The sequence below is a fragment of the Telluria sp. LT2P80 genome (assembly GCF_059685955.1).
Window position 1 is genome coordinate 89,390 of the sequence record NZ_JCASIO010000009.1, and the last position, 24,903, is coordinate 114,292.

15 protein-coding genes and 1 pseudogene are annotated in these 24,903 nt (G+C 60.6%); 8 read left to right on the forward strand and 8 right to left on the reverse strand.

The features are described from left to right. The first annotated feature begins 293 nt into the window (after positions 1-293). The 5 genes and pseudogenes from rpoB to AC56LW_RS20685 form a co-directional block, all read left to right on the forward strand. Positions 294-4,403 (forward strand): DNA-directed RNA polymerase subunit beta, encoded by a 4,110-nt coding sequence (gene rpoB, locus AC56LW_RS20665; protein ID WP_183554432.1) that lies wholly within the window; start codon positions 294-296, stop codon positions 4,401-4,403. Positions 4,404-4,629: 226 nt separating this feature from the next. Further along, positions 4,630-8,877, forward strand: a complete 4,248-nt coding sequence (gene rpoC / locus AC56LW_RS20670) for a DNA-directed RNA polymerase subunit beta' (protein ID WP_183554430.1) — start codon at positions 4,630-4,632, stop codon at positions 8,875-8,877. Positions 8,878-9,060: 183 nt separating this feature from the next. After that, the gene (locus AC56LW_RS20675; RefSeq protein WP_499637218.1) at positions 9,061-9,693 is read left to right on the forward strand and encodes a Cap15 family cyclic dinucleotide receptor domain-containing protein; all 633 of its coding nucleotides are present in this window, start codon (positions 9,061-9,063) and stop codon (positions 9,691-9,693) included. Continuing rightward, positions 9,690-10,832, forward strand: coding sequence for a nucleotidyltransferase family protein (locus AC56LW_RS20680; RefSeq protein ID WP_499637220.1), 1,143 nt, complete (start codon positions 9,690-9,692; stop codon positions 10,830-10,832). Before AC56LW_RS20675 ends, AC56LW_RS20680 begins: the two co-directional genes overlap by 4 nt. A 49-nt stretch (positions 10,833-10,881) precedes the next feature. Then, a pseudogene (locus AC56LW_RS20685) lies at positions 10,882-11,082 on the forward strand (hypothetical protein); the annotation flags it as partial. Positions 11,083-11,156: 74 nt separating this feature from the next. On the opposite strand, the gene AC56LW_RS20690 reads toward AC56LW_RS20685, so the two are convergent. Together AC56LW_RS20690 and AC56LW_RS20695 are read right to left on the reverse strand one after the other, a co-directional pair. Then, a complete protein-coding gene (locus tag AC56LW_RS20690) occupies positions 11,157-11,528 on the reverse strand; it encodes a hypothetical protein (RefSeq protein WP_499637222.1) in 372 nt (123 codons plus the stop codon). A gap of 57 nt (positions 11,529-11,585) precedes the next feature. Next, entirely contained in the window at positions 11,586-11,927 is a 342-nt protein-coding gene (locus tag AC56LW_RS20695) for a hypothetical protein (protein ID WP_499637224.1), read from the reverse strand. 331 nt (positions 11,928-12,258) lie between these two features. Between AC56LW_RS20695 and AC56LW_RS20700 the strand changes: the two genes are divergently transcribed. Both AC56LW_RS20700 and sodC read left to right on the forward strand, forming a co-directional pair. Continuing rightward, on the forward strand, positions 12,259-12,825 hold the full coding sequence (locus tag AC56LW_RS20700) for a cysteine hydrolase family protein (protein ID WP_499637226.1): 567 nt from the start codon (positions 12,259-12,261) through the stop codon (positions 12,823-12,825). A 133-nt stretch (positions 12,826-12,958) separates the two neighbouring features. Next, positions 12,959-13,480 carry a superoxide dismutase [Cu-Zn] SodC gene (sodC, locus tag AC56LW_RS20705; RefSeq protein WP_258837106.1) on the forward strand — a complete coding sequence of 174 codons (522 nt, stop codon included), beginning with the start codon at positions 12,959-12,961 and terminating at the stop codon, positions 13,478-13,480. Between the two features lie 83 nt (positions 13,481-13,563). Here the strand turns inward: sodC and AC56LW_RS20710 are convergent, their stop codons facing one another. The 3 genes from AC56LW_RS20710 to AC56LW_RS20720 form a co-directional block, all read right to left on the reverse strand. Then, positions 13,564-17,109 (reverse strand): pectinesterase family protein, encoded by a 3,546-nt coding sequence (locus AC56LW_RS20710; protein WP_499637228.1) that lies wholly within the window; start codon positions 17,107-17,109, stop codon positions 13,564-13,566. A 91-nt stretch (positions 17,110-17,200) separates the two neighbouring features. Then, on the reverse strand, positions 17,201-17,776 hold the full coding sequence (locus AC56LW_RS20715; RefSeq protein WP_499637230.1) for a hypothetical protein: 576 nt from the start codon (positions 17,774-17,776) through the stop codon (positions 17,201-17,203). Positions 17,777-17,983: 207 nt separating this feature from the next. Continuing rightward, positions 17,984-19,009, reverse strand: a complete 1,026-nt coding sequence (locus AC56LW_RS20720; RefSeq protein WP_499637231.1) for an AI-2E family transporter — start codon at positions 19,007-19,009, stop codon at positions 17,984-17,986. Positions 19,010-19,245: 236 nt separating this feature from the next. On the opposite strand from AC56LW_RS20720, the gene AC56LW_RS20725 reads away from it, so the two are divergent. After that, on the forward strand, positions 19,246-19,527 hold the full coding sequence (locus AC56LW_RS20725) for a PEP-CTERM sorting domain-containing protein (protein WP_499637233.1): 282 nt from the start codon (positions 19,246-19,248) through the stop codon (positions 19,525-19,527). A gap of 76 nt (positions 19,528-19,603) precedes the next feature. Here the strand turns inward: AC56LW_RS20725 and AC56LW_RS20730 are convergent, their stop codons facing one another. The 3 genes from AC56LW_RS20730 to AC56LW_RS20740 form a co-directional block, all read right to left on the reverse strand. Beyond that, on the reverse strand, positions 19,604-20,455 hold the full coding sequence (locus tag AC56LW_RS20730) for an alpha/beta fold hydrolase (RefSeq protein WP_332533316.1): 852 nt from the start codon (positions 20,453-20,455) through the stop codon (positions 19,604-19,606). Between the two features lie 103 nt (positions 20,456-20,558). After that, complete coding sequence (locus AC56LW_RS20735) at positions 20,559-22,190, reverse strand: M28 family peptidase (RefSeq protein WP_499637235.1); 1,632 nt, start codon at positions 22,188-22,190, stop codon at positions 20,559-20,561. A 109-nt stretch (positions 22,191-22,299) separates the two neighbouring features. Next, entirely contained in the window at positions 22,300-24,552 is a 2,253-nt protein-coding gene (locus AC56LW_RS20740; protein ID WP_499637237.1) for a M28 family peptidase, read from the reverse strand. Positions 24,553-24,903: the final 351 nt, after the last annotated feature.

A 24,903-nucleotide genomic window follows, 5' to 3' on the forward strand; every position in this document is an offset into this window, starting at 1 on the left:
ACATAGGCAAAGGGTGCTGTTCGCAGCACCTGATGCGGGAGTCAAAGCTTGCAAAACTTGCCGGAAGGCGGGAATTGCGGCTTTGGCTCTTTTGTCGTCCCTGCGACAGACGTCGCCAAGGAATGACAGAATAGAGGCGGCAACACCGGCTCAAAAATATCGTAACACAGCAGTTTGCTTGTCCTTTTCATCTGGCGCGAAAGAGTAAAGACTTCAGGAATTGTGTGTGGTGGTGGCGCGTGCCACTGGCAAATCCTGAATTCTTCATCCTTTCTGTCACTCACGGAGTGTCCATGCACTACTCATTTACTGAGAAGAAGCGTATTCGCAAGTCGTTCGCGAAACGCGCCAACGTTCACAACGTTCCCTACCTGCTGGCTACCCAGCTGGAATCCTACGAGAACTTCCTCCAGGCTGATGCTGTCCCATCGGGACGCAAGGCCGAGGGTCTGCAGTCGGCTTTTTCTTCGATCTTCCCTATCGTGTCGCACAATGGTTTTGCGCGCCTCGAGTTCCTGTCGTATGTGCTGGGTGACCCTGCGTTTGACGTGAAAGAGTGCCAGCAGCGTGGCCTGACCTTCGCGTCGCCGCTGCGCGCCAAGGTACGTCTGGTGATCCTGGACAAGGAATCGCCGACCAAGCCAGTCGTCAAGGAAATGAAGGAACAAGAAGTCTACATGGGCGAGCTGCCACTGATGACCACGAACGGTTCGTTCGTGATCAACGGCACCGAGCGCGTGATCGTGTCCCAGCTGCACCGTTCGCCGGGCGTGTTCTTCGAGCACGACCGCGGCAAGACGCACTCGTCGGGCAAGCTCCTGTTCTCGGCACGGATCATTCCTTACCGCGGCTCGTGGCTCGACTTCGAGTTCGACCCGAAAGACATCCTGTTCTTCCGCGTCGACCGTCGCCGCAAGATGCCAGTGACGATCCTGCTCAAGGCCATCGGCATGACGCCGGAACAGATCCTGGCTAACTTCTTCGTCTTCGACAACTTCGTCGTGCGCAACGACGGCGGCGAACTCGAGTTCGTCCCTGAGCGCCTGCGTGGCGAAGTCGCGCGTTTCGACATCGTCGATCCGAAGTCGGGCAAGACCATTGTCACCAAGGACAAGCGGATCAACGCGAAGCACGTCCGTGACATCGAAGCTGCCGGCATCAAGACCATCTCGGTCCCTGAAGACTACCTGCTGGGCCGCGTGCTGGCCAAGAACATCGTCGACCAGGACACCGGTGAAGTCATCGCCGTTGCCAACGACGAGCTGACCGAAGAACTGCTGGGCAAGCTGCGCGACGCAGACGTGACCGAAATCCAGACGCTGTACACCAACGATCTGGACCAGGGCGGCTACATCTCGCAAACCCTGCGCACCGACGACACCGCCGACCGCACCGCGGCGCGCGTGGCGATCTACCGCATGATGCGTCCTGGCGAACCGCCAACCGAAGAATCGGTCGAAGCCCTGTTCAACGGCCTGTTCTACATGCCGGAACGCTACGACCTGTCGGCTGTCGGCCGCATGAAGTTCAACCGCCGTATCGGCCGTGATGAACTGACCGGCGACATGACCATGTCGAACGAAGACATCCTGGCCGTAATCAAGATCCTCGTCGAGCTGCGCAATGGCCGCGGCGAAGTCGATGACATCGATCACCTGGGTAACCGTCGCGTCCGTTGCGTCGGTGAGCTGGCAGAGAACCAGTTCCGTGCTGGCCTGGTCCGCGTGGAACGTGCAGTCAAGGAACGTCTCGGCCAGGCCGAAGCGGACAACCTGATGCCGCATGACCTGATCAACAGCAAGCCGATTTCGGCCGCGATCCGTGAATTCTTCGGTTCGTCGCAGCTGTCCCAGTTCATGGACCAGACCAACCCGCTGTCCGAAGTGACGCACAAGCGTCGCGTTTCGGCTCTGGGCCCTGGCGGTCTGACCCGCGAACGTGCCGGCTTCGAGGTGCGCGACGTGCACCCGACCCACTACGGCCGCGTGTGCCCGATCGAAACGCCTGAAGGCCCGAACATCGGTCTGATCAACTCGCTGGCACTGTATGCCCGCCTGAATGAATACGGCTTCCTGGAAACCCCGTACCGCAAGGTCGACGGTTCCAAGGTCACCGACCAGATCGATTACCTGTCGGCCATCGAAGAAGGCCGCTACATCATCGCCCAGGCAAACGCCGCGATCAATGAAAACGGCCAACTGATCGACGAGCTGGTCTCGTCGCGTGAAGCCGGCGAAACGATCCTGGTCTCGCCAGAGCGCGTCCAGTACATGGACGTTGCACCAGGCCAGATCGTGTCGGTCGCTGCGTCGCTGATTCCGTTCCTGGAACACGATGATGCGAACCGTGCACTGATGGGCGCCAACATGCAGCGTCAGGCCGTGCCTTGCCTGCGTCCTGAGAAGGCCGTTGTCGGTACCGGTATCGAACGCACCGTGGCAGTCGACTCGGGTACCACCGTGCAGGCACTGCGTGGCGGTATGGTCGACTACATCGATGCGGGTCGCGTCGTCATTCGTGTGAACGACGATGAAGCACAGGCTGGTGAAGTCGGCGTCGACATCTACAACCTGATCAAGTACACCCGTTCGAACCAGAACACCAACATCAACCAGCGTCCGATCGTGCAGGTTGGTGACCGCGTCGCCCGTGGCGACGTGATCGCCGACGGCGCATCGACCGACCTGGGCGAACTGGCCCTGGGTCAGAACATGCTGGTGGCGTTCATGCCGTGGAACGGTCTGAACTTCGAAGATTCGATCCTGATCTCGGAAAACGTCGTCAAGGATGACCGCTACACGTCGATTCACATCGAAGAGCTGTCGGTCGTCGCACGTGACACCAAGCTGGGCGCGGAAGAAATCACCCGCGACATCTCGAACCTGGCAGAAAACCAGCTGGCGCGCCTGGATGAATCGGGCATCGTCTACATCGGCGCCGAAGTGCAGGCTGGCGACGTGCTGGTCGGTAAGGTCACGCCAAAAGGCGAGACCCAGCTGACACCGGAAGAAAAGCTGTTGCGCGCGATCTTCGGCGAAAAAGCGTCGGACGTGAAAGACACCTCGCTGCGCGTGCCTTCGGGCATGGTCGGCACCGTGATCGACGTCCAAGTGTTCACCCGCGAAGGCATCCAGCGTGACAAGCGCGCCCAGCAGATCATCGACGATGAACTCAAGCGCTATCGCCTGGACCTGAACGACCAGATGCGTATTGTCGAGGGCGATGCCTTCGAGCGTCTGGAGCGCATGCTGATCGGCAAGATCGTCAATGGCGGTCCGAAGAAGATGGCCAAGGGCGCGGCAATCACTGCCGAGTACCTGGCGGACCTGGACAAGTTCCACTGGTTCGACATCCGTCCGGCAGAAGACGACACCGCGAACGCCCTCGAAGCGATCAAGGAATCGATCAACGAGAAGCGTCACCAGTTCGATCTGGCCTTCGAAGAGAAGCGCAAGAAGCTGACGCAAGGCGACGAGCTGCAGCCAGGCGTGCAGAAGATGGTCAAGGTCTACCTGGCCGTCAAGCGCCGCCTGCAGTCGGGCGACAAGATGGCAGGCCGTCACGGTAACAAGGGTGTGGTCTCGCGTATCGTGCCAGTGGAAGACATGCCGTTCATGGCGGACGGTCGTCCTGCTGACGTCGTGCTGAACCCGCTGGGCGTGCCATCGCGCATGAACGTCGGTCAGATCCTGGAAACCCACCTCGGTTGGGCAGCCAAGGGCCTGGGCTGGCGCATCGGCGAAATGCTGCAGGCGCAAGCGAAGGCACAAGACCTGCGCGTGTTCCTGGACAAGATCTACAACGAAACCGGCCGCAAGGAAGACCTGGACAGCTTCAGCGATGAAGAGATCCTGACCCTGGCGGGCAACCTCAAGAACGGCGTGCCGTTCGCGACCCCGGTCTTCGATGGCGCCCACGAAGAAGACATTCGTCGTATGCTGGATCTGGCGTTCCCGGACGACATCGCTGCGAACCTCGGCATGACCCCGTCGAAGAACCAGGTCACGATGTTCGACGGTCGCACCGGCGAAGCATTCGAGCGCAAGGTCACCGTTGGCTTCATGCACATGCTGAAGCTGCATCACCTGGTCGACGACAAGATGCACGCGCGTTCGACCGGTCCGTACTCGCTCGTGACGCAGCAGCCACTGGGCGGTAAAGCCCAGTTCGGCGGCCAGCGCTTCGGTGAGATGGAGGTGTGGGCACTGGAAGCGTACGGCGCATCGTACGTGCTGCAAGAGATGCTGACTGTGAAGTCGGATGACGTGAACGGCCGTACGAAGGTCTACGAGAACCTGGTCAAAGGCGACCACGTGATCGAAGCCGGCATGCCAGAGTCGTTCAACGTGCTGGTGAAGGAAATCCGTTCGCTGGGTATCGATATCGATCTCGAGCGCAACTAAGCAGGCCAGCAAGGCCGCCAGCCTTCGGGCTGGCTCTTCGACCTTCGAAGTCGTCGCCCCCGGAGCAGTCCGGGGCCTAAGCCCGGTGAATCAGCCGGCACACTTGGATTCCCGCCTGCGCGGGAATGACGGTTTCTAGGGTCGGGGGTTTGCAAGCACTGGCGAAAATCAGTGAGGAGCTGGCGGCAAGCAAGTCAGTAAAGAATTCAATCACCTGGAGTGATACATGAAAGCACTGCTCGATCTATTCAAGCAAGTTCAGCAAAACGAAAGTTTCGACGCCATCAAGATTGGCCTGGCGTCGCCTGAAAAAATCCGTTCGTGGTCGTTCGGCGAAGTCAAGAAGCCGGAAACCATCAACTACCGTACGTTCAAGCCTGAGCGTGATGGCCTGTTCTGCGCCAAGATCTTTGGTCCTATCAAGGACTACGAATGCCTGTGCGGCAAGTACAAGCGCCTGAAGCACCGCGGCGTGATCTGCGAGAAGTGCGGCGTTGAAGTCACGCTGGCCAAGGTGCGTCGTGAGCGCATGGGCCACATCGAGCTGGCCTCGCCAGTCGCGCACATCTGGTTCCTGAAGTCGCTGCCATCGCGTCTGGGCATGGTCCTGGACATGACGCTGCGGGACATCGAACGCGTGCTGTATTTCGAAGCATACGTCGTCACCGATCCAGGCATGACCCCGCTCAAGAAGAGCCAGATCATGTCGGAAGACGACTACGCTGCCAAGTACGAAGAGTACGGCGACGACTTCACCGCATTCATGGGCGCCGAAGGTATCCGTGAACTGCTGCGCTCGATCGACATCCACCGTGATGCCGACGCGCTGCGCGTGGAACTCAAAGAGTCGAAGTCCGAAGCCAAGATCAAGAAATACGCCAAGCGCCTGAAAGTGCTTGAAGCGTTCCAGCGTTCGGGCATCAAGCCTGAATGGATGATCATGGAAGTTCTGCCGGTCCTGCCGCCAGAACTGCGTCCGCTCGTCCCGCTGGACGGTGGCCGTTTCGCCACGTCCGACCTGAACGACCTGTATCGCCGCGTCATCAACCGTAATAACCGCCTGAAGCGCCTGATGGAACTGCGCGCACCAGAGATCATTACGCGTAACGAAAAGCGCATGCTGCAGGAAGCAGTCGATTCGCTGCTGGACAACGGCCGTCGCGGTAAAGCGATGACCGGCGCCAACAAGCGTCCGCTGAAGTCGCTGGCCGAGATGATCAAGGGTAAGGGCGGTCGTTTCCGTCAGAACTTGCTGGGCAAGCGCGTCGACTACTCGGGCCGTTCGGTCATCGTGGTCGGTCCACAGCTGAAACTGCACCAGTGCGGTCTGCCGAAACTGATGGCTCTGGAACTGTTCAAGCCATTCATTTTCAACAAGCTCGAACTGATGGGTCTGGCTACGACCATCAAGGCTGCGAAGAAGCTCGTCGAAGTGCAAGAGCCAGTTGTGTGGGACATCCTTGAGGAAGTCATCAAGGAACACCCGATCATGCTGAACCGCGCGCCGACGCTGCACCGTCTGGGTATCCAGGCGTTCGAGCCGGTCCTGATCGAAGGCAAGGCCATCCAGCTGCACCCACTCGTCTGCGCGGCGTTCAACGCCGACTTCGACGGTGACCAGATGGCTGTCCACGTCCCGCTGTCGATCGAAGCACAGATGGAAGCACGTACGCTGATGCTGGCGTCGAACAACATCCTGTTCCCATCGAACGGCGAACCGTCGATCGTGCCGTCCCAGGATATCGTGCTGGGTCTGTATTACGCATCGCGCGAGGCAATCAACGCCAAGGGCGAGGGCATGATGTTCCCGGACGTGTCGGAAGTCATCCGCGCGTACGACAACAAGGAAGTCGAACTGGCGACCCGCATCACCGTGCGTATCGTGGAATTCCCACGTAACGCCGAAGGTGGCTTCGACCAGACCCTGACCCGCTACGAGACCACGGTCGGCCGTGCGATCCTGTCCGAGATCCTGCCAAAAGGCTTGCCATTCTCGGTGCTGAATCGTTCGCTGAAGAAGAAAGAGATCTCGAAGCTGATCAACACGTCGTTCCGCAAGTGCGGTCTGCGTGCGACCGTCGTGTTTGCCGACAAGCTGATGCAGTCGGGCTTCCGCCTGGCGACGCGCGCCGGTATCTCGATCGCCGTCGACGACATGATGATCCCGGACGTCAAGAAGGGCATGATCGCTGCCGCTGAAGCCGAAGTGAAACAGATCGAGCAGCAGTACAGCTCGGGTCTGGTCACCGCCGGCGAGCGCTACAACAAGGTCGTCGACATCTGGGGCAAGACCTCCGATGAAGTCGGCAAGGCGATGATGGACCAGCTGAAGATCGAGCCGGTCACCAAGCGTGATGGCACCGAAGGCACCCAGGAATCGTTCAACGCGATTTACATGATGGCCGACTCGGGCGCCCGTGGTTCGGCAGCCCAGATTCGTCAGCTGGCCGGTATGCGTGGTCTGATGGCGAAACCGGATGGTTCGATTATCGAAACGCCGATTACCGCGAACTTCCGCGAAGGCCTGAACGTGCTTCAGTACTTCATTTCGACCCACGGCGCTCGTAAAGGTCTGGCCGATACCGCGCTGAAGACCGCAAACTCGGGTTACCTGACCCGTCGTCTGGTCGACGTGACGCAGGATCTGGTGGTGATCGAGGACGATTGCGGCACCAACAACGGCACGCACATGAAGGCGCTGGTCGAAGGTGGTGAAGTCATCGAAGCCCTGCGCGACCGTATCCTCGGCCGCGTCACCGGTACCGATGTCGTCAATCCTGAAACCCAGGAAACCCTGTTCGAAGCCGGCACGCTGCTGGACGAAGACATGGTCGAAGAGATCGAACGCGTCGGCATCGACGAAGTGAAGGTCCGCACGCCACTGAACTGCGACACGCGCTTCGGCCTGTGCGCCAAGTGCTATGGCCGCGACCTGGGCCGCGGCATGCTGGTCAACAGCGGTGAAGCAGTCGGCGTCGTGGCAGCACAGTCGATTGGTGAGCCGGGTACCCAGCTGACCATGCGTACGTTCCACATCGGTGGTGCGGCATCGCGTGCAGCAGTGGCATCGTCGGTCGAAGCCAAGTCGAACGGTACGGTTCGCTTCACGGCAACCATGCGTTACGTCACCAACGGCAAGGGCGCGCAAATCGTCATTACCCGTTCGGGCGAAGTGCTGATCACGGACGATCATGGCCGTGAGCGCGAGCGTCACAAGGTGCCGTACGGTGCGACCCTGATCGTCAAGGATGGCCAGGCTGTCAAAGCTGGTATCGCCCTGGCAACGTGGGATCCGCTGACCCGTCCGATCATTACCGAGTACGCTGGTACCATCCGCTTCGAAAACGTGGAAGAAGGCGTCACCGTCGCTCGCCAGGTGGACGATGTGACCGGTCTGTCGACCCTGGTCGCGATCGATCCGAAGCGTCGTGGTTCGGCTGGCAAGGTGCTGCGTCCGCAGGTCAAGCTGCTGAACGAAGAGAACCAAGAAGTCAAGATCGCGGGCACCGAACACGCCGTGGCCATTGGTTTCCAGGTCGGCTCGCTGATCATGGTCAAGGACGGTCAGCAAGTGTCCGTCGGTGAAGTGCTGGCACGTATCCCGACTGAATCGCAGAAGACGCGAGACATTACCGGTGGTCTGCCACGCGTTGCCGAGCTGTTCGAAGCACGCTCGCCAAAAGACGCCGGCATGCTGGCGGAAGTCACGGGTACTGTCGCATTCGGTAAAGAGACCAAGGGCAAGCAACGCCTTGAGATCACCGACATGGACGGCAACAAGCACGAGTTCCTGATCACCAAGGACAAGCAAGTGCTGGTCCACGATGGTCAAGTCGTGAACAAGGGCGAGATGATTGTCGACGGCCCGGCCGACCCGCAAGACATCCTGCGCCTGTTGGGTATCGAATCGCTGGCCCGCTACATCGTCGACGAAGTGCAGGACGTGTACCGTCTGCAAGGCGTGAAGATCAATGACAAGCACATCGAGGTGATCGTTCGCCAGATGCTGCGTCGTGTTCAGATCGTCGAAGCAGGCGACACCGACTACATCATCGGCGAACAGGTGGAGCGTTCGGAGCTGCTGGACCAGAACGACCGCATGAACGCGGTGGGCAAGCTGCCGGCAACGTACGAAAACGTGCTGCTGGGTATTACCAAGGCATCGCTGTCGACCGATTCGTTCATCTCGGCCGCATCGTTCCAGGAAACCACCCGCGTGCTGACCGAAGCGGCGATCATGGGCAAGCGCGACGGTCTGCGCGGCCTGAAAGAGAACGTCATCGTCGGTCGCCTGATCCCGGGCGGTACGGGTCTGGCATTCCACCGCGCTCGCAAAGAGAAGGAAGTGTGGGAAGCGGAAGAGCGCCAGGCACTGCTGCAGCAAGAGAAGGCCAATATGGCCGCCGAGCTGCAAGCGATGGAAGACCAGCAAGTTGCTTCGGCTTCGGCTGAGCAGCACGACGACGGCGAGTAATCGTCTTAGTTGAAAATGAAACGGCACCCTGCGGGGTGCCGTTTTTTTTGGCCAGATAATAACGAAGCATCGTACGAGTAAAGAATTCAAGTTAAATGTAGATAATATTTCCTATGCAATTAGCATAATTACAACTTATGTTAATTATGATATATAATTACTTCCTTACAAGGAGAATTGCATATGGAGCATGAGTATTCAGTACTTGGCGGACTTAACCGCGCAGCAATTGGGCGATATTTGACCGTAGCAGCATCGATTATCGCGTCAGCTATTGGGGGCGGGGTAATCATGCTCATAAATCTCGCAGAGAAATTCGGTTGGAATAACTATGTTCCTCCGCTGGTTTTATGGCCACTTACCGCAGGGTTGATTTATGCAGTATTGTATTGGTGGTTTGAGTCAAGTGTCTGGAAGCAGCCCCGCTTAGCAGGCCTGTTAAAAGTCCCCGATCTCGCCGGAGCTTGGCTGTGTGAAGGACAAACGATTAACCCAGATAAAACCATGGGCTTTAAGTGGGAGGCTGAGGTTACCATTATACAGAGCTGGGACAAGTTAAGAGTTCAGCTTAAGACCAAACAATCGCGCTCAAATAGCATAGCTGCCGCACTAGTTCATGATCAGGCTGAAGGATTCAGACTGTTATATAACTATAAAAATGACCCAGGAATAGGGGAGGCGGAATTGCATTCTCATAAAGGATCTGCGGAGATTACTTTTGATAACGATCTAAAGATCGGTCATGGAGAATATTTTAATGGCCATGGAAGATACACCTTCGGCACCATGAAGCTCACAAGGAAATTGGCCACATGAAACGTGATATTGAAAGCAAGCTTAAGTCACTGAATTCCCGTCGCAGTGGAGCAGATCGGCTTGAAGAGATAAGCCTTGAATCTATTAGCGAGGTATTAGCTAAAAGCTTGAAAAGCGAGAGTTATACAAAGCGGAGCCCAAGTCAGAAACATACTCAATATGTACTCGGTGCAATGCAGGAAGTGGATCCGGACTATACAAAAATTAGCCTTGAAGAGGCTGACCGCGTCGGTAATCAACTAAAAAAAGGGTTAGAAAAAAAGGATATTACAGTTGAATTCCGCATTCAGGGTTCAGTCGCTGCCAATCTACATATTCGTGGGGTGAGTGATGTCGATATTCTAACGCTTGACTCAAGTTATCATAGGTACAGCACGGAAGGCAGTAAAGCGAAACAAGGCTCATATAAAAATCCTGTCTCGTATAACACGCTTGATAGCTTAGTATTGCTGAGAAAAGAATCTGAAACGATTTTGGAATCGGCATTTCCAGCCGCAAAAGTAAAAACTGATGGTCCAAAAGCAATTAACCTTACTGGAGGTTCTCTTCGTCGTCCCGTAGACGTTGTTCCTGCTAACTGGTTTGATACTGACGAGTACCAAGATACTAACAGCGAAAGCGATAGGGGCGTTGAAATTCTCGATAAGTCTGTGCCCGTCAGAATTTTAAATATGCCGTTTAAACACATATTTAAAATAAGTCAGAGGGATGCTTTGGCACTGGGTGGTTTAAAAAAGGCTATTAGATTAGTGAAGAACGTTAAAGCCGATGCAGAAGTGGATGGTGCCAAAATTGAGTTGTCAAGCTTTGATATCGCATCGGCAATTTGGCATTCTGATATTACTGCCCTTACTGTCGGAATCGCAAATGAATTGGCTATTCTGGCAGAGACAACCCGATTTTTGGACTTGCTAACAAGAAATCGCAGTTGGGCTCAAGGGTTAAAGGTTCCCGATGGATCTAGGGTGATATTTGATTCCGAAAAAAAATGGGAAGCGCTTACCTTGCTCTCTTTGGAAATGGATGATATTTCTGAGAGGGTTAGTCGTGAGCAAAAGGCCGCTCTGCAATTCGGTCCACTGTCAATCGAAGCGCGAACTAAAATTTTGCGAGAGAGCTATATCCCTGATTTCCAGTAACGGGTTTCAACGTTGAGGGAGTTATGGGCTTGTAGTTGAGTGTATCAGGGTGGTCGACTGCCTGATTCCGAGCGGTACGGGTCTGGCATTCCACTGCGCTCGCAAAGAGAAGGAAGTGTGGGAAGCGGAAGAGCGCCAGGCACTGCTGCAGCAAGAGAAGGCCAATATGGCCGCCGAGCTGCAAGCGATGGAAGACCAGCAAGTTGCTTCGGCTTCGGCTTCGGCTGAGCAGCACGACGACGGCGAGTAATCGTCTTAGTTGAAAGCGAAAACGGCACCCTGAGGGGTGCCGTTTTTTTTCGCCTGCGTTTTCGGCAAGCGCCATCAACAGATACTGCCACCGATGCTCTTGCCGCTCACAAGGTCGAATCCGAAGCTGCACGCGTAGTCGTTCTTTTCGCTCAAGGTGCAAGTCAGATGTTCGTGATCCTTGTGGCGGACGCGCATCCCGCTGCCTTCCGTGCACGGGTCATGTTTGTCCGGCCCGATGGCATCGAAGATCTGCCGGGCAGCATGGCCTTCGATGGAAAATGCCCCTTTCTTGTCGTTCGGCTTGGGCGCTGTTGGAGCTCCAAGTCCGCCGCCATAGATGCGGTACGAGGCCGCTGTTTGCAGATATGGCCCGGGATCGGTGTCAGCGGCGATGACAGGTGACACGAGTAGAAAAATGAACGGGTATAAGCGATGAATGTTCATGAGGTCGTCTCAACGTAGATCGATGTGGACATGATCGTCATGCTCTGTCTGCATACGTCAGGTCACGCTTTTGCGATGCAAGACATAACCCGCGAAGAGTCCACACAACGAGATGCCAAAGGCCGCATATGCCTGCAAGAAGTAAGCAGCGCCTTGTTCGAGGCGTAAGTGCGGGCCAACATCACGTGAATGAGGTTCCAGGAACAGGCCCCCAAACCATATCGCAACGGGTAGGAAGCAGATGATGCCGAGCCACGGTTTCATGCGGGCGCCGACGAAGCAGATGATTGCTGCAGCCAGACCAATTTTCCAGAAGAACTCTGCGGAGGGCGCCTTGTCACTGACCTCGGCAAACACTGTCGCTGGGTAGACCAGCATCGTTAGCGTGACGAGTTTCATATTGCACAGTGAATCGAAGGTAGCATTCCGGACGCCCTCATGATTGATGTCCTCGTTGACCAGATGGTTTGGTGGAATGCACCACCTGAGGATAGTCAGCCATTCCGCCTCGTTGCGACTTATGCGCAGTCAAGCAGCAAAGTTATCTCCGCAGTGGGTCCAGACGCTGTCTCAGGAACGGCTGCATATCTGCCGCAAAAATGGCGAGCGAAAAGACGCCGCCAATATCTGGTAGATGCAGATTTTCCAAGGTCCGCGACCTATCAGATTGACACTGGTTGCCGAACATCCTGCTGTGTTAGCTTAGCCATTCCGCCACGGAGGAATCAGCATGCCCCAGCCACCAGCCCTGATCATCATCGACATGCAACAGGGCATGCAATCCGCGACCCTGCCACCCCGCAACAACCCGACCGCCGAAGACATGATCGCGCGCCTGCATGCGGCCTGGCGAGCGGCAGGGCACCCTATTGTCAGCGTCCGCCACATCAGCCGCTCACCGGACTCTGTCTTCGCACCGGGCCAATCCGGCGTGGAATTCCAACCCCGCTTCCATCCACTGGCCCATGAGCATGTGGTCGAAAAGAACGTCCCCGATGCCTTCATCCACAGCGGCCTCGAGCGCTGGCTGCATATCCGCGGCATCACGCATCTGGTGATTGTCGGCGTCAGCACCAACAATTCGGTCGAGGCGACTGCACGCACAGCAGGCAATCTGGGCTTTTCCACCATCGTAGTGTCGGATGCGGCCTTCACATTCGACAAGACGGATTTCGGCGGCACGCACCGTAGCGCCGAGGACGTCCATTTAATGGCTCTTGCGAACCTGCACGGCGAATACGCCGAAGTCATGTCGTGTGATGACGTGCTGCGTCGCTACGAAGCGGGCACCGGGTGACATGGAATCCGGCGCCGACCAGCGTGCTGCTTCCGTTGCCCTGAAGCCTGGTCAGCCGAACACCCCCTCCGGATGGAATGGTCTACACTCACTTGTCTTTTCAATATCCCGAAATTTTGCCAAGGAGTGAACCATGAACAAACAATGGATGAGTGCTGTCCTGTTCGGCGCCGTGTGCGCCTCCGCCAGCGCGGCCGACATGTCGGTCACGCTGAAAATGGCGACTGATAAAGGCGAAGGCGCCAGCATCGGTACCGTGAAGATCAGCGAAACCCAATACGGCGTCGTGTTCACTCCTGAACTCAAGGACCTGACCCCAGGCCTGCACGGCTTCCACGTGCACGCCAACGGCAGCTGCGCACCGAACCAGGCAGATGGCAAGACCGTGCCTGCAGGTGCCGCCGGCGGTCACCTCGATCCGGCCAACACCAAGAAGCACGGCACCCCATGGGGCGATGGCCACCTGGGCGATCTGCCGGGCCTCTCCGTTGACGCAAAAGGCATGGCCACCAATCCGGTGCTGGCCCCGCGCATGAAAATGGCGGACCTCAAGGGCAAGGCCCTGATGGTGCACGTCGGTGGCGACAATCACGCTGATCATCCGGCGCCACTGGGTGGTGGCGGCGCCCGCATGGCTTGCGGCGTGATCCAGTAATCCGGTAGACGCACAAGCAGCAAACGCGCAGGGCCCATCGCTTGTACACCAAGCGATGGGCCCTGCGTCATTTCAACCGTTCGTTACGGCTGCGGATTCCAGCCTTCTCCGGCCCCAAACGCCGAGAACACCTGGGCGCGGGTCGAGAACCCGGCTTCCATTTCATCGGCGCTCAGCAAATAGCCGCCAACCCGCCGCGAGAGGTCCAGCGGCACGCCGGCAAGGTCGGTGCTGCCGTATTCACGCCAGCCGCTTACCGCATTGGGCACCACCGGGTTGGGTGCGGGCTGGCTGTTCACGCCCAGCCCGGCCCAGCCTGCGGGCGCCACATGCCGGTCCATCCGGGTGTTGATGAACGCGATGTTGTCGTAGCTCGCCGTGCCGCCCGGGCTGCGCGCCAGCCAGGTGGCGCCGTCCGGCACTTCGCTCTTGAGCGGGCCACGGCCCGGACCACGCGTCAGCGCGCTGTTGAGGAAGACAAAGCCCTTGTCGGCCGGATTGATCACGCGTGCCTGCAGCACATAGCCACCGCTGGTCGGGCTGGAGGTGTCGCCGATCGTGCGGATTTCGCTTTCTTCGAACAGCGCGGCGCGGCTGCCGCCCCAGATGAAGTCCACGTTGCCCGATACCAGGCTGCGGTAGAACCAGTTGAACCCCTTCAGGTTGAGCGTGTCCTGCTCGCTGTAGAACGCACTGTTTTTCGCGATCAGGCGGCCGCCATCATTGTTGAAGTAAAGCGTTTCGGCCTGGCCGGTGGTGGGGCCGCGCAGCGTCGTGTTGTCGATGCTGAGGGTATCGAGCACGAGCATGTCCGACGTCTCGACCAGCATCACGGCGCGCCCGCCGGTCGCCGCCGCAGTAGCGTTCGCCACTTGGCTGGCACCGGTAAATGGGTTGAGCGTGTTGTGGTTGGTATAGCGGATCACCACGCCGTCGCGGCTCTGGCCCACGATGCTGACATTGTCCTTGCCACGCAAAAAGAGCAGCTCCTCGTACGCGCCATTCATCACCCGGATCGTCACCGGTTCGGCCTTGGCGAAGTTCTTCATCGCGTAACTGAGCGCGCCCTGTACGGTGCGGAAATCGGCCACCCCGTCATCATCAACCGTCACGCTCGCGCCGCTCGGCACGGTGGAACGAGTGGTGAACGCCCATCCAGCCGGTTTGCCGATGCCCCGGAACGGCACACCGCCAAGGCTGGTGCCCGTGAAGACGCCGTCGGCGATCGCCACGTAATACCCTGTGTTGTAGTCCAGCTTGTTGCTGTGCAGCTTGATGGTCACCGTGTTGCCGGCAATCTGGATCGGCGTCGTGTTGACCTTGCGGATCTGGTCCTGGCCCGGATAACCCAGCATGTCGGTTTCGCCGGTCAGCTTGATTACATCCACCAGCGCATCGTCCGCCTGACGGAAGACCCGGATCGTGCCGCCCGTACCAAGGACCGGTGGCTTGTCGAATACCAGCCTGAGCGTGCTGTCGATGTAGGCGGCGCCTTCCATCGCCGCCGGAGCGACCACGCCATCGAGCTGGTACACCTGGGTCGGCTGGACAAATTGTGGCGAAATCGTCACCGCAACCGAACGCGTCATGGTCGCATCCGAACCGGCCCGGAACAGGATGGTCGCCGTGCCCGCGCCCACTGGCGTGATCGTGGCTGTCGCGCCGTCGAGCGTGACGGTGGCCACCGCAGCGTTGCTCGACTCGGCGGTGAAACTGTCGGGCGTGCCGTCGGCCGCCACCGCGGTGACCTGTACCTGCAGCGGGGCATCGCCGGCTTCGGCGGCCCACGTAGGCGTGCCGGGGGCAAGCGTGAGCTGCACCGGTTTCATGCGCGGGTCGCCAATGCGCACGTCGTCGATCTGGAAGCTCTTGTTGGCCGTGTACAGGCCGACCCGTCCGCGCGCGGCAAAGCTGCTGTCGGTGACCGAGCCGAGGTTTTCACCGTCGAGATACACCGTCAGCGTGGTGCCGACCATCTCGAACCGCACCGTATAGAACTGGGCGTCCATCGCGATCGGTTTGCGCACCGCGCGCTGCCGGTTGAGCGCCGCATTCAGCATCTTGACGATCTCGACCTGGGTACTGGTGGTGGCATTCTGCACGTTCAGGCCGGCGCCGTACCAGTTGTTGACATCGACGTAGCGGGTGACCAGGAACAGGAACTTGTTCCCGGTGGTGCTATTGGTCATCGGGCGGATGCGGGCTTCGACGAAGTAGTCGCCCGACGGCACGGCGCCCATCTCGCTGTCCTTGATCAGGGCGAGCACGCCGCCGGTGGTGGCTGCCGTGTATTGCAGCACCTTGTTGGCGCTGCCGGCAGCTTCCGTCACCACGCTGAAGGTGCCGTTCGGCCCCGGCAACGGTTTCAGGTCCCATTTGGCGCTGCCGCCATTCTGGAAGTCGTCGCAGAAGTAGAGGCCGGTCGCGGGGCAGGCCAGCGTCGGGCCGGTATCGACGACGACCTTGCCGGTGCCGCTGATGGTCGTCACCAGCTTGCCGCCGCCGGCCTGCGCCAGCGCATTGGCCTTGACCAGCGGGATCGGCCGTGCGCTGAAGGCATACGGCGGGGTCCAGGTGACGGTCGTGGGCACGCCGCAGGCGCCCAGCGGTTTGGCGTTGAGCAGCGAACCGGTGTCCTTGAAGGCGCCGGGAATCGTGCCGCCGAAATTCTCGACGACGTCGCTGCAGGCGGTGGCGCCCGCGACTTCGAACACATTGTTGTGCGACAGGATTTTGGCGGCGTGGCCCACGCCGACGTAGTAGCTGGTGGCGTAGACCGGATGTGACGTCGAGCCGGCATAGTAGTTGTTGAACAGGTGCACCTGACCATAGCGCACGCGCGGGGCGCGGCTGGTGACGTCGCGGAACACGTTGTTGCTGAACGTGACGCGCAGCTTGCCCTCGTCAGCCGTTGCACCGTCGCCGCTGCCGACCAGATTGTTCTTGTTGTGCTCGCCGAAGACGTTGTACGACACGGTGACGTAGTCGGACGCGTTCGTGATATCGACCGCGCCGTCATGGCACTGCTTCACCTTGCCGTTCTCGACAGGCAGGAAATTGTCGGTGCGCGGGGCGTCGGTGAAGCTGTTGTGGTCGATCCAGACATGGGTCGAGCCCGTCACGGAAATGGCGTCGAAGGCGCTGTTCCAGTTACCGCTCGATCCGTCGTTCGGATCCCAGACGGGCGCGACGTCGCAGGGATTGACGAGCTTGAGGTTGCGGATGATGATTTGCGAGACGTTCGACAGGATGATGTGGCCGTTGACGATGCCCGCATTGGCGTCGCCGATCAGCGTCGTATTGCTTTTCAGACGCACCGCGCCGCGTGCCGCCTGGTCCGCGCTGCTGGCATAGGGCTGGCCTTCGCTCATGTCGAGCACGCCGACGAGCTTGATGATCTTGTGGTCGACGCCGCCATTCTGGATCGCGGCCAGCAGCTGGGCGCGGTTGGTGACCGTGTAGATCTGGGACTGGACGGCATTCGCGCCGCCGACGGTGCCGCCGGCCTGGCTGGCCCAGCCATCGGCGGGGGCGCTCTGGCGCGCCGGATCGACTGCTGCCGCAGCGTGTCCGCTGCTGGCAAAGAGTAGGGCAGCGCACAGCGCTGCATGCAAACCTGGATAGTGCATGTGTTTCTCCTGGTGGAGGAAATGAGGCCGCGAGCCCGCCGCCGCGCTTGACGCGCTGCCGGACTGTCCTTGAATGGCGAGAGACGCGAGGTCAGGCGCGTGGTTTGCGCCCGTTGCGTACGAGCGCCAGTGCGGCCAGGCCGCCCATCAGAATCGCGGGCGCCCCGGGTTCGGGCACGGCCACCGCCGTACCGGTTTCCAGGCGCGCGCTCAGTGCGCCGAATTCGCTCCAGTCGACCCCGCTCAGGTCGAGCGCGATCGTGTGACTGTCGATGATCGACAGGCCCGGGATGCCGGTGACGCCGCTGGCACCGGTCAATGTAAACGCCGTGACCGGCAGTGCGCTCCCAAGATCGAACCGCATGCTGTAGGCGCCGGGCGCGACGGCATAGTTGGCGATCACGGTCAGCAAGCCGTCAGCGGAAAAGTCGATCCCGAACAGGAAATCCGACGTGAAGAACTCCACGCCCGTATCGGTAGGGTCGAGCTTGCTGGTATTGGCGCCCGGGCCGGCCGCGAAGCCGTGATCCAGCCCGAGCATGCCGTCGGCGGAGCCGTTGTAGGTGGCGATGATGCTGGCGTCTTGCAGCATCAGGGGCGCCGCGTGCACGCCCCCCTGACCCAGTGCGACGAGCGCAAGGGCCTGCAGTAGATGTTTGGTTTTCAAGATGTCTCCGGCTTGTAGTTTTTTAACTGCGAAGAAGGCTCGATGTCAGAGCCGGTGCCGATCTGGTTGATGCGTCAGGCCACCGGACGATGCATCGCCTAACCGGTTCATCGATTCTAGATTGGCCTGACCAAATTTGCAATTTGGTAAACCAAAGATACAAGATTCTTACAACAATTTTAATAACTCACGCCAGCTTGCCCAGCGTCAGTTCAGCCAGCGAACACGTTTCAACTCTGCTTTGACGAAGGCGTAGATGACGGGGGCGGCGACCATACCGGCCGGTCCGAACATGATTTCGAACGCAAACAGCACGATGAGCAGTTCCCAGACTTTCGCGCCGATGCGATGACCCTGAATCCGCGCGCTCAGGAAATATTCCAGCTTGTGGATGACAAGGAGGAACACCGCTGAAATGACGGCGGCCGGAAACGCAACGCTCAGCGCGATCGTGCAGATCAGGGTGTTCGACACGATATTGCCCACGACGGGCAGCAGGCCAAAGAGGAACGTCGCCAGGATGAGGGTTTTGACATAGGGGAGGTCCCAGCCCAGGGCCGGCATGACGGCCAACAGGTACACCCCCGTCAGTGTCGCGTTGATGGCGGCAATCTTGGTCTGTGCCCAGGCCACGTTCTTGAAAGCGGTGGCCAGCATGCTCCAGTGGCGGTGCCAGGTCCGGTAAAAGACGGAATGCCTCCCTTCGTCGGTTGGCGTGACGGTAATGCTCACCGCGGCCAGCACCCCCGTGATCCAGCCAATCACAGTCAACAGCAGGCTGCGGAGGATGCCCGAGCCAAAGCCCGCGACCGCATTGACATGCTCTTTCAAGGTGTCCGACGCCATTTCGCGCATCTCGAACAGCGATTCAGGCATGTACTCGGCCAGCGCCGGCGGCAGGAATTGCTTGATCTGCGTGATCGTCTCGGCCACCTTCAGCGAGAACGCCCGCAACGATTCGCCCTCAAGCAACCGGACCACCAGAACGCTGATGATGGCGAGCACCGCGATCGACCCCAGGCCGACCACGAAGCTCGCAATGAATTCATGCGAGCGCAGCTTTTTGTACAGGTCACGCGTGCGCAGGATGCTCAGCAGGCCGCGCGTGAGCACGAATGCCAGGAGACCGGCCAGCAGCGCCGGTACCGCATGCAGCATCAGGGCCAGAAGCAGGCAGATGGCGAACATCGCGGTCGCCGCCTCGCGCGGGAGATTGAATTTGTAAGTGGTCATGGTCTAGCGGAGGGTAGTTGCTTGCGCCCATCAGGCCACCGGCGAAAACTGGTGTGACGACAGACCTGAACAGCAATCGTATGGCATTCAAATAAAGTTGACTGTCGGAAAACTTTACATAGGACTAGTCCTACAAAAGTGATTCTCGGTAAGTAGCTGTTTTTACTTATTAATTTCCTACTGGCATAAAAATTGCTCTAAGTAATTTTTGTAATTTATTTCCACCGGAACTTGTAATGAAAATCAAAATAGCCGTTGCCGGCCTTTTCCTCGTCATTGCCAGTGTGAGCGCAACCTATGCTCTGACCGTTGCACGGCACCCTGGTACTGGCGGTATCGGTTCAATCAGCTTCAGCAATGGCTCTGCCAATATTGAAAGTGGCTGGACGCAAGCATTGGCCATCCTGAACCATAATCGCGCCCCGATTCGGGCTGACGTCCCGGAACCAGTCAGCATCATGCTGTTGGGTGTTGGCCTGGCTGGTCTGGAGGCTGCCCGCCGCCGCAAGTCGATCTGATCTGTTTCCCTTGCTGGTTCCGACGTGACAGCTGCCGCGGACCAGGCGTCTGACGTGGGAATTTTCGAGCGCCACTTCACCCGTCGCTGGCCTGCTCCCGCAACCACGCCAGCGCCGACGCCGCGCTGTTCAATACCGAGATATGTCCGTCATCCGGCCGCTGCCACAACCGCGCCGAGCGGCAGCTGCGCGCCAGCCATTCGCTGTGCGCACACGGCACCACGCGGTCCTGCGCCCCATGCACCAGCAGCACCGGTTGCACGATGCGCGCGCAGTCGAAGCCCCACGGCGCGACATACGCCAGGTCGTCGTCGATCAGGCCACCCGGGCCTTCGCTGAGCGCCGGCCGGACCACGCTGTCGAACCACGACCAGGTCCCGGACAGCTCGGCCCAGTCCTCGGGCGTGAACATCTCGCGATCGAATTCCTGATTGAGCCCCTCGTGCTGCACCTTGGCCGCATGCCCTTGCGCAGCGGCCCGCAGCGCTGCCGCGCCCGATGCCGTCATTCCCTGGAACCAGTCCAGGCCCGCCGCATCGAACGGCGCCAGGCCCGCGATGCTGACGGCGGCAATGACCCGCTTGGGCAGCAGCGCGGCGCAGGCCAGCGCGTGCGGCCCGCCGCCCGAATGCCCCATCACGGCGAAGTGCTCGATCCCGAGCTGGTCGGCGATGCGCGCGACGTCTTCGGCGCACGAGGCGACATCGCGACCGCTGCGTGCGCTCGAGCCACCGTAGCCAGGCCGGTCGTAGCCGATCCAGCGGATGCCCATTTCGAGCGCGGCAGCAAACAGCGGTGCAGGTGGCTTGCCGATGTTCGGCGTGCCGTGGTGCCAGAATACCGTCAGCTCGGGTTCCTCGAACTCCGGCTTCCAGTCGTAATAGTGCAGCACCCGGCCATCGCCCAGCGTCAGTTCGTTCTCCTGCATTGCATGCCTTTCATCGCTCGATGGCGTGATGCTACAACGAGAAACGGGCTGGCGCGCACTCGTCATGCACGCCAGCCCGTTCAGGTCCTGCTACCGGAGCGAATTATTTCGCCGACTCGCGCGCCTTGCCGAACGGGTCGCCTGCTTTCCAGGTCGGCATCTTTGGTGCATCGGCCACTGCGCGGCCCAGGTTCAGCGTGAACTGCGCCTGCTGCACCATGCCCGACAAGTCCCAGCTCGGATCGTATTCGTCGCCCACCTGGTGGTATTTGGCGCGGTAGGTCTTGGCCTTGGCGTTGTTCGCGTCGGCATCCTTGACCCAGCTGCTGCCGTAGCCGACCGAGAAGGCGGGTACGCCGGCCTTGGCGAAGCTGAAGTGGTCGCTGCGGAAGTAGCCGCCGCTCAGGTCTGGCTTGGTCGGTGCAATGACCATGCCCATCGATTTGGCGACGCTGGCCGCCATCGCGCCCAGTTCGGTGCGCTCGCTGCCTGGCACACTGACATCCTTGACCAGGCCAACCCAGTTCAGGCTATCGAGGTTCAGGTTGGCGGCGGTCTTGGCGATCGGCCACAGCGGTGCGGCCACATAGGCGGCGCTTCCCAGCAGGCCTTGCTCTTCGGCGCCGACCCACAGGAACATCTGGCTGCGCTTGGCCGGGTTCTTCACCGCTTCGGCGGCCATCGCCAGCAGCGCGCCGGTACCCGATGCGTTGTCGACGGCGCCGTTGAAGATCGTGTCGCCTTCGGTGCCTTGCTTGCCCATGTGATCCCAGTGCGCCGAGTAGATCACCACTTCGTCTTTCAGCTTCGGATCGGTGCCCGGCACGACGCCGGCCACGTTGAATTCTTCCAGCGAGCGCACCTGCGCGCGCGCCTCGCCCTTGACGCGGGCATTCAGTGCGACCGGCTTGAAGTTCCTGTCTTCGGCGGCGGCGCGCAGCTTGTCCAGATCCTGGCCGCCGGCCGCGAACACCTTGCGCGCCGTGTCGTCGGTCATCCAGCCTTGCAGGCCGCTGCCCACTTTGCCTTCGGTGAGCTGGAAGCGCTCGGCATTGGCCCAGCTGTTCTGCACCACGCTCCAGCCGTACGAGGCCGATGCATCGGTGTGGATCAGCAGGACGCCGGCTGCGCCCTGGCGCGCCGCTTCTTCGAGCTTGTAGGTCCAGCGACCGTAATAGGTCAGGCCCGCGCCGTTGAAGCGGTTCGCTTCGGCGGCGGTCGGCGCCGGATCGTTCACCATCATCACGATCACCTTGCCCTTGACGTCCATGCCCTTGAAGTCATCCCACTTTTCTTCCGGCGCCACGATGCCGTAGCCGACGAAGACCATCTCGGCGTCGAGCGTGTGATCGGCCTTGCCGTCGCCCGGGCCCCAGACCCAGTCCGCGCCGAACTGCAGCGGCACGGCTTTGCCATTGGCGACGATGCCGACATTGCTCTTCTCGGGCAGCGAGCGCACGCCGGCGATCTTGACCGGCTGGCGGAAGCTCTTGCCGTTGCCGGGCTTGAGGCCCACGGCGGCGGCCTGCGTTTCAAGATACGTGACGGTCAGCTCGCCGCCGCGCTGGCCGGTACCGCGGCCTTCGAGCGCGTCGGACGACAGGAACGCCATGTGCGCGCGCAGCGGCGCTTCTTGCACGGTGGCTTTGGCCCTGGTCTGGGCATGGGTCGGGAAGGCCAGCGCCAGGCTGCCGGCGAGGACGGAGAGGATGAGGGAAGAGACGATCTTGTGCATGGAGTCCTGCTGCGAAGTGAATGCTGCGAAGTTGACGCTGCATGGTTAATCAAGCCATTCATCGGGAAGGGCGCACTCGTGGCGCGCGCGGCCATTTTATGACAACTTGTCAGTAAAACCGCAGGATATCGGTCGACATCGTCGTGCCCAGCTGCGGCGCCACGCCTTGCCGGTCCGCTGGCAAGAGATGCCGTGGCAGGCCGGGGATGTGTTCCTGCACCGTGATGGCGAAGATCTCGTTTGGCTCACTTTCGATTTCCAGCTGCAGCACCCGGTCCTGCATCCCGTACAGCGACAGCGACCACGCGCTTTCCGTCGCGCTGAGCGTCACGCCGTCGACGCGCGAGCGCAGCGCCCTGGCGCCGTGCATGGCCAACGCGATATGCGGGGCGCGGTTGGCCGAGCGCACCGTGAATCTGGCCAGCCGTACATTCCCGACGTGGTTGCGCAGGATGAAGCACTCGGGGAAGGCGATCGTATCGTCGCGCGGCGCGACGGCGTACCACTGGGGCGCGCTGCGCAGGCCGAAGATCTCGACGAAGACCGTCGGCTTCGTGCGGCCTGCGAACAGGCCGCGGCGCCAGTCGTCGAGCGGCTGCTGCGGCAGCAGCCAGTAGGCACGCCACGAGTTCATGTCCTTGTAATAGACCAGCCCCTCAAGGTTCCCGGGTTCTGCCGCCTGTTCATATCGTGCTGCAGTGCTATCCGGCAGTGCCGGGCAGGCCGCCAGCGCCAGTGCCAGCGCGCCGGTGACGGCGGCCCTGCTCCGCAGCATCAGCAGCGGGCTGGCAAAGCACAGCATGGGCAGCGCCATCAGCATCGGCGGAACATGCATGTGGCCCGGTGCAAGCAGGGTCCATGCATCGCGCAGGGCCGGCGGGAGCAGGCTCGCGGCCGGCACCAGGCCGGCCAGCAGCACCAGCAGGCGTATATTTGGACCTTGCCGTTCGCCCCAGCGCGTATGCAGCAGCGTGAAGGCGCCCAGCGCCGCCACCAGCGGCCAGGCCAGCAACGGGGCGAGCGTTGGCAGGAACACGGCGGCAAAGAGCAGCACCAGCGTCGGCCAGGCCAGCGCGCCGAGCACCGTCGCGGCCGTGCCGACACTGCGCCGCAACAGGTACAACCCGGCCACGAACACACAGGCCGTGACGACGGCAACGGTCAAAGGCAGCCGGTGTTCACTGGCCAGGCCGGCGGCGGCCAGTTCGCCATCCCAGCTCCAGGTGCCCACGCGTACCACCAGCAGCAGGAAGCACACGCCGAACGCGCCCTGCGCTGCGTCCAGCACGCCGTCTTCGCCGAACTGTCCACGCCAGGCGCCGGCCAGCATCAGGCACGACAGGATCGCCGGCGCCCACACCAGCCACGCCGCGTGGTGGACGGGGCCGACGATGGGCAGCGAAAAGTAGACGTGTGCTGCCTGGCCGCCCGGTGTTAGCGGCGCCGCACCATAGGCGCGGGCGAGCCGCAGCATGGCGTCGCCCAACTGACGCGGCGCGGCGCCGGCCGCGCGTGGCTCGCCGCCCCCGAACAGCAGCACCGGCGCATCGAGCCGGGTGAGCGGGCCGATATGGGGCGCGTCGCCCAGCAGCCATGCCAGTGTCGTATTCGCGGATGCGCCACGCAGCTCGGGCGCCGCCCGCATCCAGCCCGCCAGGGCCGGTGCACCCGCGCTGCTCGCCTCCAGCATGCGTAGCGGACCGTCGACGGCGCCATCGAACCGGAGCGCCATGCCGATGCGGCGGGCCAGCGGGTGCTGTTCGACAAATCCTCGGGATCCGAGCATGCCAACGCGCTCGCCGTCGGCAAACAGCAGCACGATATCGTTGGCCGGCGGCGCGGCGCGCAATGCGCGGGCAGTCTCGAGCAGGGCGCTGATGGTGGCCGCGCCGGGCAGGGCGTCACGCGGCGCCGCGCCGCTGTCGTAGTGGGTTGCCAGCAGCAGGGCGGGGCGCCGCGCAGCATCCGGCGCGGTGCCCGGAATCGTCGCGACGATGTTGTGCACGACCCCGATCGTGTGGTGAATGCCGCCGAACAGCCGGGTAACCGATGTGCGTACGGTGGCGCGCTGCACGCCAGACGCCAGTCCCATCGCGCGCAGTTGCGTCACCAGATAGGCGCGCGCGTGCGCATTGTCGCTACCCCCGATCGAGCGGGGGCTGGCTGCCAGCACCTGTTGATGGCCGGTCACGCGCGCATCCCACGCGGGGGAAGCGATCGATGCGGCGGGCGCCGGCACATCGGGCGGGGCCAGCGCCTGCCAGGCCAGGGCGGCGAGGGCGGCCAGAGCGACAGCGCCGGCAAGGGCATGTCTGAAACCCGTGATATGGAAAGCGGGTGTTACGGCGCGGACGGCATCCATCGGTTGTTCTCCATGCACCTGTCATCAGGGCGAAAAAAAGCCCGCCAGGTCAAGAGGGGCGGGCGAAGGACGGCGGATTTGACTACGTGAGTGTCCAGACATGGGCCAGGTCCGGCGATGAGGGCAAACCTGCCGGCTTGCTACCGACGCCATCTTGAATATGAGAACAATGCATATCGACCTTCCTGCGTGTTGTGAAGGGTGCATATTTGCCGCTGATGGAATCAATATATGCTAGAGCCTAGCAATTTGCAAATCCATAATGAAGTAAATTTAGTTCTTCTAGCAGGTTGTTGATGATGCGACGATGTTTCCCGCACGTCCAATCAATGCACAGTCTCACTGCGCATC